Annotated in this window: 13 protein-coding genes; 5 read left to right on the top strand and 8 right to left on the bottom strand. The window is 65.0% G+C overall.

The window, feature by feature from the left end:
• Positions 1–396 (top strand): hypothetical protein (locus EN994_RS04985; protein WP_127307419.1); only part of this gene is annotated, 396 nt, incomplete at its 5' end.
• 27 nt (positions 397–423) lie between these two features.
• Here EN994_RS04985 and EN994_RS04990 read toward each other — a convergent pair.
• The 5 genes from EN994_RS04990 to EN994_RS05015 form a co-directional block, all read right to left on the bottom strand.
• Entirely contained in the window at positions 424–1,713 is a 1,290-nt protein-coding gene (locus EN994_RS04990) for a hypothetical protein (protein WP_063168644.1), read from the bottom strand.
• A 110-nt stretch (positions 1,714–1,823) separates the two neighbouring features.
• Positions 1,824–2,840, bottom strand: coding sequence for an ABC transporter permease (locus tag EN994_RS04995; RefSeq protein ID WP_013530576.1), 1,017 nt, complete (start codon positions 2,838–2,840; stop codon positions 1,824–1,826).
• Positions 2,837–4,405: a sugar ABC transporter ATP-binding protein gene (locus tag EN994_RS05000; RefSeq protein WP_063168645.1), complete on the bottom strand. Its 1,569-nt coding sequence runs from the start codon at positions 4,403–4,405 to the stop codon at positions 2,837–2,839. Before EN994_RS05000 ends, EN994_RS04995 begins: the two co-directional genes overlap by 4 nt.
• Before the next feature lie 247 nt (positions 4,406–4,652).
• Positions 4,653–5,600 carry a substrate-binding domain-containing protein gene (locus EN994_RS05010; RefSeq protein WP_013530574.1) on the bottom strand — a complete coding sequence of 316 codons (948 nt, stop codon included), beginning with the start codon at positions 5,598–5,600 and terminating at the stop codon, positions 4,653–4,655.
• 306 nt (positions 5,601–5,906) lie between these two features.
• Positions 5,907–6,470 carry a dienelactone hydrolase family protein gene (locus tag EN994_RS05015; protein WP_024501764.1) on the bottom strand — a complete coding sequence of 188 codons (564 nt, stop codon included), beginning with the start codon at positions 6,468–6,470 and terminating at the stop codon, positions 5,907–5,909.
• A gap of 125 nt (positions 6,471–6,595) precedes the next feature.
• On the opposite strand from EN994_RS05015, the gene EN994_RS05020 reads away from it, so the two are divergent.
• Positions 6,596–7,294: a RibD family protein gene (locus tag EN994_RS05020; protein WP_063168646.1), complete on the top strand. Its 699-nt coding sequence runs from the start codon at positions 6,596–6,598 to the stop codon at positions 7,292–7,294.
• A gap of 89 nt (positions 7,295–7,383) precedes the next feature.
• Here the strand turns inward: EN994_RS05020 and EN994_RS05025 are convergent, their stop codons facing one another.
• Positions 7,384–8,268, bottom strand: a complete 885-nt coding sequence (locus EN994_RS05025) for an SDR family oxidoreductase (protein ID WP_063168647.1) — start codon at positions 8,266–8,268, stop codon at positions 7,384–7,386.
• A gap of 78 nt (positions 8,269–8,346) precedes the next feature.
• Between EN994_RS05025 and EN994_RS05030 the strand changes: the two genes are divergently transcribed.
• Complete coding sequence (locus tag EN994_RS05030) at positions 8,347–9,189, top strand: helix-turn-helix transcriptional regulator (RefSeq protein WP_063168648.1); 843 nt, start codon at positions 8,347–8,349, stop codon at positions 9,187–9,189.
• Between the two features lie 41 nt (positions 9,190–9,230).
• On the opposite strand, the gene EN994_RS05035 is transcribed toward EN994_RS05030, so the two are convergent.
• Positions 9,231–9,791 carry an SRPBCC domain-containing protein gene (locus EN994_RS05035; RefSeq protein ID WP_245465985.1) on the bottom strand — a complete coding sequence of 187 codons (561 nt, stop codon included), beginning with the start codon at positions 9,789–9,791 and terminating at the stop codon, positions 9,231–9,233.
• Between the two features lie 44 nt (positions 9,792–9,835).
• Here EN994_RS05035 and EN994_RS05040 point away from each other — a divergent pair, with 44 nt between their 5' ends.
• The gene (locus EN994_RS05040; RefSeq protein WP_063170295.1) at positions 9,836–10,588 is read left to right on the top strand and encodes a pseudouridine synthase; all 753 of its coding nucleotides are present in this window, start codon (positions 9,836–9,838) and stop codon (positions 10,586–10,588) included.
• A gap of 120 nt (positions 10,589–10,708) precedes the next feature.
• Entirely contained in the window at positions 10,709–11,110 is a 402-nt protein-coding gene (locus EN994_RS05045; protein WP_013530567.1) for a VOC family protein, read from the top strand.
• A 30-nt stretch (positions 11,111–11,140) separates the two neighbouring features.
• On the opposite strand, the gene EN994_RS05050 is transcribed toward EN994_RS05045, so the two are convergent.
• A partial coding sequence (locus EN994_RS05050; protein WP_127307420.1) for a histidine phosphatase family protein occupies positions 11,141–11,534 on the bottom strand: 394 nt, incomplete at its 5' end.

Here is an 11,534-nt window from a genome sequence, read left to right on the forward strand (position 1 = left end):
GGCCAAGGCGCGCCGTTCGGCGGCAGCGAATGGCGGCTGGCCGATTTGCGCGGCGGCAAGGCCGGCCGCTTGCCCGAGCATGCCTTGGCCGTCATCGCCACCTTCGCCGTCACGGTCGGCGATCCCGATCTGCAAAAGCAGTGGCTGGGCTGCAAGGTGATGCTGACCGACGCCGCCGGCCGCCGCTGGCTGCCCGACTTCATCTCCGGCGTCAGCCTGCCGGACGGCGTGATGAACTGCACCTCGGCGATCTTCTCCGGCGCCAAAAAGGGCGAAATCATCAGCGTCGGCGAGACCTTCATCGTGCCCGAGGATGCCATCGAGACCATCCGCCCAGCCATTGGCCTGGGCAGCGAGCGCCCCTGGTTCCTGCGTTTTCAGCGGCCGCCGAAGTGACAGCATCCTTCTCCCCGTAAAGAAAGCTCATTTCCCCGCCCGCTTCGCCATCGAAAACGCCGTCTCCAGCACGGCGGCGAGAAAGCATATGCGCAGCGGCTCGATCAGGATGCCGGTGGAGGAATCCTGGAACGGGCTGCCGAAGAGCAGCGTCACGGCATGCGAAAAAATCTGCCAGATATCGAGCTCGTGTGGACCGATCAGCCGCGTCGCGCCGAGCCACAGCCAGGCCGCGCCCCAGTCGAGCAACCGGTAGCCGACCACCAGCGTGCACAACAGCACCAGGCTGGCGCTGACCGTCAGCCGCACGCCGTTGGCGATCGGCAGATAGCGCGAGCGGTAGCCGGCGATGAAATGCTCGACGAAATCGCGCAGGAATTTCGGCAGGCCGGCATAGCGCCGGCCGGCACGCTCCAGCCGGCCATGCACGCGCATCAGGGCAGCATCGTCGCGCACATCATAGCCGTAGATCAGCGCCGCCATCACCAGCCAGATCAGCGGCAGGAGCATGAAGAAGAACAGGTTGATCGCAGCCGTCGACGGCGCGATCGAGGAGATCTCGACCGGCACCATGGGTGCGGCCGAGGCCATCGGCACCGGGTTTGCCAGCCCGTCCACCGATGCCTGCAGGGCCGACCAGAAATTGCGGCTCATCAGCCATTGCAGGGCCGAATCCTTCCATCGGCTGATCACGTAGAGACCGACGAAGATCCAGTTGGTCTCGCAGATCACCACCACGATCTGCCAGAACGACTCCGCACCTGTCTTAGCCTGCATGAATTTGGCCAGCCGGCGGATCAGCCAGGACACCGCCACGGAGACCAGCAGCCAGCGCGAGTCGAGCACGTCGAGCACATCAGCGCTCTGGCCGAAATCGGCCTGGTCGAGTGTTTCGCGCGAATACTGCCGCACGACGTCGCCCAGAAATCCCCAGGCGGCATAATAGGCGAAGAACGGCAGAAGCGCGATGGTGATCATCCGCACCAGCCGCGAGCCGCGCCGGTCAGCCTCGGCACCCGGCTTCGTTTGCGTCTCGGTGGTTGCGGCCTTGTCGGCGCCGCGCTGCGCGGCCACCACATGCGGCAGGCCGGGGCGCAGCACGTGGAACATTGCCACCGTCACCACCAGCTGCGCCAGCGCCACCAGCGTCAGCATCGCCAACCCGGCGAAGTGATTGGCCAGCGCCACCTTCGCCGCCAGCAGCATGAGGAGATCGCCGACCATCACGCCGGCCAGCACGAGTGCCATGAGCTGCGGCCAGAACCGCCGCAGCAGCGAAAAACCTAGGGTGATCGGTCTGATGATATCGGCAAACATGAGGTTCTCTCACGATGCCACCCGCCAAAACCTTTCTAGCAAAGCATGATTGTTTTGCAAGGAATGGGGCTCCCCTTCTCCAACAGAGGGAGAAGGGAGAACCGTCCCCCTCACCTTCTTACCCTCGACTTCAGCCACCGATCAAACGCCACCGCCAGGATCAGGATGAGCCCGATGACGATGCTTTGCGTGTAGGACGAGACGTTGTTGAACTGCAGCCCGTTCTGCAGCACGCCGATCAGCGCCGCGCCCACCACCGTGCCGCCGACCGAGCCGATGCCGCCGAACAGCGAGGTGCCGCCGATGACGACGGCCGAAATGACGGTCAGTTCGTAGCCGATGCCCGCCACCGCTTCCGAGGAGTTCAGCCTGGCCGACAGCACGAAGGCCGCGAGCCCGGCGAAGAAGCCGACAATGACGTAGACCGAGACCAGGATGCGGTCGACGCGCAGGCCCGACAGCCGCGCTGCTTCCGCATTACCGCCGACGGCATAGACGGCGCGGCCATAGCGCGTGTAGCGCAGCACGATGTGGCACAGGATGGCGGCCGCCGCGAAGATCAGCGCCGGCACCGGCACCGGGCCGATCAGCCCGGTACCGAACCAGCGCATCGAGGCGTCGAAGCCCGAGATCGGGCCGCCATTGGAGATGGTCAGTGTCAGCCCGCGAAACACCGTCAGCCCGCCCAGCGTGACGACGAAGGGCGGCACTTTCAGCCGGGTGATGACAAGCCCCTGCACGCCGCCGGCAGCGGCTCCGACGATGATGGCGGCCAGCAGCGCGGCGAACCAGCCGAACCCTTGCGTGCCGCTCGTCGACAGCGACAGCGTGTTGGCCGTGCCGCCCTTGGCGACCACGGCGGCGACCATGCCGCAGAAGGCGAGCAGCGAGCCGACCGACAGGTCGATGCCGGCGGTAAGGATGACGAAGGTCATGCCGAGCGCGATCAGCCCGGTGATCGAGATCTGCCTTGTGATGTTGAACAGGTTGATCGGGTCCATGAAGCTCGGCTTCAGCACCGTGAAGACGATGATCAGCGCCACCAGGAACAGCAGCGGCCCGAAGCTCATCAAAAGCCGCGCGAAGTTGATGCCGCCGCGCTGATCCTGCTCCCCCGCCACGCTCATAGTGTCTCCTTGCGGTCGAGTGCCATCAGTTCCATCAGTCTTTCCTCGTTTGCTTCGACGCCCGGCATCTGGCCGGTGATGCGTCCGCGGCGCATGGTGACGATGCGGTCCGAAACCGCCAGCACCTCGGGCAGTTCGGACGAGATCATCATCACCGCAATGCCGCGCGCCGCAAGCTGCACCAGGATCTGGTGCACCTCGGTCTTGGCGCCGACATCGACGCCGCGCGTCGGCTCGTCGACGATCAGCACTTTCGGATCGCGCGCGAGCCAGCGCGCCAGGATCACCTTTTGCTGGTTGCCGCCCGACAGGCCCTCGATCGCCTGCTCGGCCGAAGCCATGCGGATCGACAGCATCTTTCGAAACCCGGACAGCGCATCGCGCTCGCGCCGCTCGGCCATGAAGCCGAAACCGTTGCTGAAGCTGCCCAGCGAAGCGATGGAGAAATTCGGCAGGATGCCCAGCGCGGCAAAGATCGCCTGGTGCTTGCGGTCCTCCGGCACCAGGCCGATGCCGAGGGCAATGGCGTCCGCGGGTGATGACGGGGCGATCGGCTTGCCGTCGAGCGTGATGGTGCCGGCCGCGATGCGGTCGGCGCCGAAGATAGCGCGCGCCAGTTCGGTGCGGCCTGAGCCGACAAGCCCGGCAACGCCGAGGATTTCACCGGCCTTGAGGTCTATGTCGACGCCGTCGAGCACGATGGCGTGCGGCGCCTCGGGGTCGCGCACAGTGCGCAGGCCGCGCACCGACAGCACGACATCGCCGGCCACCGCGCGTTGCGCCGGCCGGGCGTAGAGCTCGGACGCCGCGCGGCCGACCATCTTCTCGATGATTTTGGGCAGCGCGATCGGCCCGCCTTCACGGTTAAGGTGGCCGGCAAGCCTGCCGTCGCGCAGCACCGTCATGCGATCGCATATGGCGGACGCTTCCTCCAGCCGGTGGGTGACGAACATAATGGCGACCCTGTCCTTGCGCAGCCGGTCCATGATCGACAGCAGCCGCTGCACCTCGGTCTCGGTCAGCGCCGAGGTCGGCTCATCCATGATGATCAGCCGGCTTTCCAGCGACAGCGCCCGAGCAATCTCGACCAGTTGCTGCTCGGCCACGGACAATGCCGAGACCGGCGTCATCGGGTCTATGGAGAGACCGACGCGGGCGATGATCGTGCGGGAATCTTCCTCCATCTTGCGCCAACTCACCAGCCCGAGCGGGCCGATCGGCGCGCGGCCGATGAAAATGTTCTCCGCCACGGTCAGCGTCGGGATCAGGCTCAGTTCCTGATAGATGGTGACGATGCCAAGCCGCTTGGCATCCTGCGGGCTGGAGGGATGATAATCGGCACCGTCGAAAGTGATGCGGCCGCCCGATGGCGGCATCACACCCGACAGGATTTTCAAGAGCGTCGATTTGCCGGCGCCGTTTTCGCCCAGCAGGCCGAGGATCTCGCCGGGGCGGATATCGAGCGAGACATCGCTGAGCGCCGTCACGCCGGCGAAATGCTTGGTGATGCCTTCGACGGCAAGCAGGATGGGTTCGGGCGAGGCGGCTTCAGCGGCTGGCGGCAAGGGTGGCTCCTTCCATGCAGTTGATGTCGCCTGTCAGCGCTTGAACGCCCCCCTCTGTCCTGCCGGACATCTCCCCCTCAAGGGGGGAGATTGGCTGTGTCACCGGCGACACCTTTTCTTTCAACATTTGGGAACTGGCGAAAGCAGGAGGAACAGTCGATCTCCCCCTTGAGGGGGAGATGTCCGGCAGGACAGAGGGGGGCGCTGTCCCGCCGGCTTTGCCAATCGGCCGATCCCCGCCAAACCCCTACTTCGTCTCGCCAATCCGCTCTGCCTTGTCGAGATTGTCCTTGCCGATGACGATTGGCGTCAGCAGCACCAGCTTCTCCTTCGGCTCGGTCTTGTCCTTGGCAAAGGCCACCGCGATGCGCACCGCAGTGCGCGACTGCTCGCCGGGGAATTGCTCGACGGTGCCCGCAAGCTTGCCGTCGCGCACGGCGACCAGCGCTTCGGGCAGTGCATCGAAGCCGTAGATCTTGACGTCGGTGAAGTTGCGCGCGGCACAAGCCTCCATGGCGCCCAGCGCCATGTCGTCATTGGCGCAGACGATGGCGTCGGGTTTGCCGTTGGCGGCAAGGCCAGCCTCGGTCACCGACAGCGCCTCGGCGCGGGCGAAGTTGGCGGTCTGCTCGAAGACGATCTGATACTTGTCCTTCAGAGGATCGAGCACATTGTGCACGCCCTTGTTGCGGTCGATCGCCGGGCCGGCGCCGGGCTGGCCCTGCAGATGGAACAGCTTGGCACCGTTGGGAAACGCCGCCACCACGGCGTTGGCTTCCGCCTCGCCGCCCTTCACATTGTCGGCGCCGACATGGGCGAGGATGCCCTCGACGCCGTCTACGCGGCGGTCGATCGTCACCACGGGAACGCCGGCCTTGACCGCTTCCTCGATGGCCGGCGCCAGGGCGTTGACGTCGAGCGGCGAGATGACGATGGCGTTGACCTTCTGCACCAGGGCGGCCTCGATGTCGGCGGTCTGCTTGGTGGCCGAGTTCTGGCCGTCGCTTTCGGTCAGATTGACGCCTTGCGTGGCGGCTTCCGCCTTGATCTCGTTCAGCATGTGCACGAAGAACGGAAAGCCGAGACTGGGCACCGAGCCAAGGATAGTGAGCTTGTCCTGCGCAAACACAGAAGGCGCGGCAACCATCATGGCGCCGAAAGCCGCGGACGACAGCAGGAATTCACGTCTGTTCATGGGATCCTCCTCCACAAGAACGCACGACCCGAAAACCGGGATCGGTTTCAGGAAGGATCATGCGTCGGTTCAAAGTGTGGAGCATCCTCCCTGCGCCCGAAAACGCATGCCGCTCCAGCTGGCCGCCGCTGTAAAAAGAGCCTCCCACCGACGCCTGCGCAGGGATGCTAACCCAGGGCCAACCATTTGTGCAACATCGATATAACAGCGGTGCCAGGCAAATTATCGGAATTGTCGGATTTTGGATTTCCGGCGTGGGGGCCGCTTTGTCGGAAGACCTCCAATGCAAGGCCGCCCCTCTGCTTCTCAATCCAGGAACGCCAGAACACGCTGCCAAAGCAGCGCCGCGGCTGTGTCGTTGTAGTCGGGCAGAGCTGGATCCGAGAAATAATGTCCCGAGTTTGGATAGCGGAAGATCCGCACATCGGTTTGCGCGGCCTCGGCGGCGTGCTGCCAGGCGCGGACATCCGGCTCGGGGAAGAACGGATCGGTGTCGGCGACATGCAATTGAACCGGCAGGCCGGGCCGGATGTTCGCAGGCACGGTTGCCAGCCCATGCAACAGCAGCACCTTGGCCGTCAGCGGCCGCAAGGCCCAGACTGACGCGACCACGCCTGCACCCATCGAAATCCCCGCCAGCACCGTATCGCCGGGCGTCGAGGCCAGGGCATCGCGCGCCCTTTGGCAAATGACCTCCCAGCCGATCCGCGCCTTGATCGCGAAGCCTTGCTCGAGATCGTCCGTCGCCACGCCCGCATAGAGGTCCGGCAGCGAAACGGCGTGACCGGCGGCGCCCAGCTTTCCAGCGAGATGCCGCTCGTGCTCGCGCAGCCCCAGAACCGAATGAAACAGGATTATGTTCGCGGACATCCGGTCATGATACCTGCCGGCACATGCCGTCTCAACGGCTGGGTACGTCATGAGGCGTGCGGCTTCCATTCTCCCGGCGTGGCACTACTTTGGACTGAACCCAAAGCACTCGACTGGAGAACAACATGAAGCCGCAAATCATCTGCCATATGCTGGCATCCCTTGACGGCAGCCTCCACCCCAGCCGCTATACCTCGAGCCCCGATGGCACCCGGGCCGAGTGGTCGAGCCTCTACGAGCATATCCATAATGATCTCGCGGCTGATGCCTGGATCGTCGGGCGCGTCACCATGGCCGAGATGAGCAAGGCCGGCGCGCATCCGCCGGCCAATGCCGGCAAGGTCGACCGGCCCTATCATTTCGCGCAAATAGGTGCGGGTTATGCCGTGGCGCTCGATGCCTCGGGCAAGCTTCATTTTTCCAAACCCGACATCGGTGGCGACCATGTCGTGGTGCTGCTTGGGCGCGACGTTGCCGACAGCCATTTGGCAGAGCTTGCCGCCGACGGCGTGTCCTATATCGTCGCGGAAACCGGCGATATCGATCTCGCCGCGATGCTTGAGGTCCTCGGACGCGAACTCGGCATAAGCCGGCTGCTGCTCGAGGGCGGCGCCAGCATCAACGGTTCCTTCCTCGCCGCCGGGCTCGTCGATGAATTGAGCCTTCTCGTTGCACCCGCGATCGACGGACGGGCCGCCAATCAGGGTTTCGTCGAGTTCGGCGAGAGCGGCCTGGCGGGCAAGACGCAGCTGTCCCTGAAGAGCTGCGAGGCGCTGGCGCATGGGCTCGTCCATCTGCGCTACGCGGTCAGCCCTGGAGCATAATCCCGAAAGGTCGCGGCGTGGCCCAGGGTCTCCGCGACGGGGCTGACGAAGTCAGAGACTTCGGCTCACCTCGAGCGTTGCTAAGCGCATCAATACCGCATGGCGTCGAGATCGGCGATCAGCGTCGGGCCGGTGGGGTGCCAGCCGAGCCGTGCCTGGGTCAGAGCGCTGGAGGCCGGCAGATCCATCGGCGCGAACATCGCCATCCAGCCGAAATGCTCCGCCGCCTTTTCCGGCGCAATGGAAACCACCGGCAATTTCAAACCCCGGCCGAGCGCCTCGGCGATAGCGCGCACTTCGACACCTTCCTCGCCGACCGCGTGATAGCGCGCGCCCGGCTGCCGCTTTTCCACGGCGAGCCGGTAAAGCCGCGCCGCATCGAGGAGGTGGCCCGCGGAGTAGCGATTGCGGCCGTCGCCGACATAGGCCGAGACGCCCCTTTCACGCGCGATCTCGATGAGCGGCGTGATAAGGCCTTGCTTGACCGGATTGTGGACCTGCGGCAGCCGCACCACCGACACATTGATGCCGGCGTCCAGCAAGGCATTGCCGGCCAGCTCCGAGGCGATGCGCGGATTGGGATGGCTGGCGTTGAAGACGTCCTCGATCGCCAACTGGCCATGCCCGGGGCTGCCCATGCCGACGCCAGAGGTGATCACCAGCGGCCGGTCGGAGCCGGCGAGCGCGGCGCCCAGTGCGGCGATGACGCGTTTGTCCTTTTCGCAATTCTCGGCAAACCGCGAAAAATCGTGGTCGAATGCCGTGTGGATCACGCCGTCCGCCTTGGCCGCGCCATCGCACAGCCCTTCGGGCTCCTCGAGCGTTCCGCGATGCACTTCAGCACCGGCGGCGGCCAGCGCCTCGGCGCCGGCGTCGGAGCGGGTCACGCCGACCACCTGATGGCCTGCCTTGATGAGTTCGGGAACGATCGCGGAACCGATGAAACCGGTCGCGCCGGTGAGAAAGATACGCATGCAAAATCTCCTGTACAGTTGCCTGCGTAATATTGCCGGTCTATTATTCTATTAAAGTAGTGATCTTATCGTGGTATAATGGCTAACAGGATGCCTTCCAATTCCGGCTCACTAGCAGCGTTCCTCAAAGACCGGCGCACCCGGCTTGATCCCGCATCATTCGGGTTTTCCGGACGCAGACGCACGCCGGGGCTGCGCCGCGAAGAGGTCGCACAGCGCGCCAACATCAGCCCGACCTGGTACACATGGCTGGAACAGGGCCGCGGCGGCGCACCCTCGGCCGATGTCCTCAACCGCATCGCCAAGGGGCTGCTGCTGACCGAGGCGGAGCGCGAACATCTTTTCATGCTCGGGCTGGGGCGCCCGCCCGAGGTCCGCTACAGGGGCGTCGAAGGCGTCAGCCCCCGGCTGCAGCGCCTCATCGACACGCTCGATGCCAGCCCCGCCATAGTCAGGACCGCCACCTGGGACGTCGTTGCCTGGAACCGTGCCGCGAGGGTCGTGCTGACCGACTACAGCACCCTGCCCGAGGGCGAGCGCAACATTCTGCGCTTCATGTTCCTCAGTCCCCATATCCGCGCCAGGCAGCACGACTGGCAAAACCTCGCCCGTTTCGTGGTGGGCGCGTTCCGGGCCGATGCGGCACGCGCCGGTGCTGTCTCCGAGGTGCGTGAACTCGTCGACGAACTCTGCAGCGCCAGCCCCGAGTTTGCCGCCCTGTGGCGGGAAAACGGCGTGCTCAGCCATGGCGACGGGACAAAGCGCCTGAAGCACCCGGAACTTGGCGATATCGAACTGGAATATTCGGGCTTCGCGGTCGACGGCCGGCCGGATTTGAGCCTGACCGTCTACAACCCGGTCGACAGCGCCGTCGCCGACCGTATTCGCACGCTGGCCCTCACCCGACACCCCAAAGAGTAAGGGCGGGACGACCTATCCGCTGCGATGACTCCCGCCCGCTCTCAAGCGCGCTCGCAGACCGCCTTCAGGATCTGCAAGGTCGGTCCCCAGTAGAGATTGGCGTGCGGACGGATCGCCGGTTCGGCGAAGTCGCTGAGCGTCAGTGTCAACAGTGTTCCCCCATCCGCCGGCGCCAGGTCGAAGCTGACCACGGTGTGATTTTCGGGCACGTCCGCCAGACGCGAGGCCGACAGCGTGCTCCAATAGCTGTAGGCGAAGCTCATTCCCGGCTCAAAAGTGCGGATGGTGCCGTGGTTTTCGAACGGTATTCCGTGCAGCAGTCCGCGCATGACGATCGCGCCGCCGGCCTGCCCTTGCAGGCTGACGGTCAACTCCTCGTCGGACATCCATTGCGGGATCATTTCTGGCGTCGTTAGTATCCGCCAGACCTTGGCCGGCACGGCACCGATGACGACGGTCTTGGTTATCGGCGCAGCGGACTCACTCATGGGGTGCAGATTATAGCGGATGCGGCGGCGACAATATCGCTGTTCCAGGCGGTACGGATGCCGCCATTGCCCCTTGCCCTGTATAGGAAGACAGCACCACGCTTGCGAAGCCATTGCAGCCCGTGGCATCTGTCGGCTCCACCAGCGCAGACGGCACCATGACACCACGGCAGACACGGCAGAGCGGCAGGCAGGGGGCGCCCGGCGTCAGTCTCAACCGGGCGCTGTCGAAGCTCGGCCTGTGCTCGCGCACACAGGCCGAGGTGCTGATCGCCGAAGGCCGCGTGCGCGTCGGCGGCAAGGTGGTGCGCGATGCGGCGCTGCGCGTCGACCTCGACCGCGACCGCATCGTCGTCGACGACAGGCCGGTGGTTGCCGAGCGCAAGGTCTACCTCATGCTCAACAAGCCGCGCGGGCTGGTCACCACCCGCGACGACCCGCAGCAGCGCGACACCGTCTATGCCTGCCTGGAAGGGCTCGATCTGCCCTTCGTCTCGCCGGTAGGCCGGCTCGACAAAGCCAGCGAAGGCATGCTGCTGATGACCAACGACACCCGGTTTGCCAACCGGCTGATGGACCCGGCCTCGCATCTGCCCAAGACCTATCACGTGCAGATCGGCACGGTGCCGGACGAGGCGATGCTGGAGACGTTACGCGCGGGCGTGACCGTCGACGGCGAGACCCTGACCGCCAGCTCGATCGAACTCTTGCGCAGCGGCGGCCGCACCGCCTGGCTGGAGATCGTGCTCGACGAAGGCCGTAACCGCCACATCCGTCGCCTGCTCGCCGCGCATGGCGTCGAGGTCCTGCGCCTCATCCGCATCGCTATCGGCCGCCTGCCGCTCGGCGACCTCGCCAAGGGTACGGCACGGCATTTGACAGCAGAAGAGTTGGCGCTGCTGAGGGGGTAAGCAGGGCGTGCCGCTGGTGCAGGCGCACGGCGATCCTTCCTGACGGAAAGCTGTCAGCAGGCCTGGCCTATAGGTCGGATGGGAGCCGGCCACGGCTTCAACGATCAGGGAGCCAATGCAATGAATTTCGTCTCCGTCCGCATCATCACGTCGGACGTCCAGCGTCTCGTTCACTTCTACGGTGAGATCACCGGCATGCCCGTGACGGTGTACACGGAAGACTTCGCCGAACTGGCGACGCCGACCTGCACGCTGGCGATCGGCAGCACGCGCACCTTGATGCTGTTCGGCGGCGACATCGCCCGCCCCGCCGACAACCACACCGCCATCATCGAGTTCCGCGTCGGCGACGTCGATGCTGAATTCGCCAGGCTCTCGGACCTCCTCAGGAATATCACTGTGCAGAAGCCGACCACCATGCCCTGGGGCAACCGCTCGCTGCTGTTTCGCGACCCTGACGGCAATCTGGTGAATTTCTTCACGCCGGTAACCGCTGAGGCGATCAGGAAATTCGACAGATAGGCGTAAGCGGCGCCGCTGGCCGAAGCTGCTCTATTTCTGGTTCCATTTCCGGATGACCGGCTCGCTCAAATCATGCTCGTAGCCGAGCACGCTGATGCTGGCCGTATCGAGCACGAGCAGCGCGCCGCCCTCCGGCGGCAGCCCGATCCAGCGCGCCGCCAGCACGCGCAGAAAATGCGCGCTGGAAAACACCAATATGCTGGCATTGGCCTCGCGCAGCCCAGCGATAATCCTGTCGGCCCGCGCGCCGACATCGGCCGCCATCTCGCCCTTTGGACACCCATCGCGAAACACATTCCAGCCGCGGCGCTCGGCCAGGATCTGTTTTGTCGTCAGCCCCTCATAGGCGCCATAGTCCCACTCCTGCAGATCGTCCTTCTTGACGCTCTGCGCGCCGAAGCCGGCCAGTACGCTGGTGTTGTAG

Origin of the sequence: Mesorhizobium sp. M7A.F.Ca.CA.002.09.1.1, from assembly GCF_003998555.1 — a bacterium.
Lineage (GTDB): Bacteria > Pseudomonadota > Alphaproteobacteria > Rhizobiales > Rhizobiaceae > Mesorhizobium > Mesorhizobium ciceri.

Excerpts from the sequence above, each read along its gene's own strand:
- EN994_RS04990 (WP_063168644.1), bottom strand. The coding sequence starts at position 1,713 with ATGTTTGCCGATATCATCAGACCGATCACCCTAGGTTTTTCGCTGCTG.
- EN994_RS04995 (WP_013530576.1), bottom strand. The coding sequence starts at position 2,840 with ATGAGCGTGGCGGGGGAGCAGGATCAGCGCGGCGGCATCAACTTCGCG.
- EN994_RS05010 (WP_013530574.1), bottom strand. The coding sequence starts at position 5,600 with ATGAACAGACGTGAATTCCTGCTGTCGTCCGCGGCTTTCGGCGCCATG.
- EN994_RS05015 (WP_024501764.1), bottom strand. The coding sequence starts at position 6,470 with ATGTCCGCGAACATAATCCTGTTTCATTCGGTTCTGGGGCTGCGCGAG.
- EN994_RS05020 (WP_063168646.1), top strand. The coding sequence starts at position 6,596 with ATGAAGCCGCAAATCATCTGCCATATGCTGGCATCCCTTGACGGCAGC.
- EN994_RS05025 (WP_063168647.1), bottom strand. The coding sequence starts at position 8,268 with ATGCGTATCTTTCTCACCGGCGCGACCGGTTTCATCGGTTCCGCGATC.
- EN994_RS05030 (WP_063168648.1), top strand. The coding sequence starts at position 8,347 with ATGGCTAACAGGATGCCTTCCAATTCCGGCTCACTAGCAGCGTTCCTC.
- EN994_RS05035 (WP_245465985.1), bottom strand. The coding sequence starts at position 9,791 with ATGGCTTCGCAAGCGTGGTGCTGTCTTCCTATACAGGGCAAGGGGCAA.
- EN994_RS05040 (WP_063170295.1), top strand. The coding sequence starts at position 9,836 with ATGACACCACGGCAGACACGGCAGAGCGGCAGGCAGGGGGCGCCCGGC.
- EN994_RS05045 (WP_013530567.1), top strand. The coding sequence starts at position 10,709 with ATGAATTTCGTCTCCGTCCGCATCATCACGTCGGACGTCCAGCGTCTC.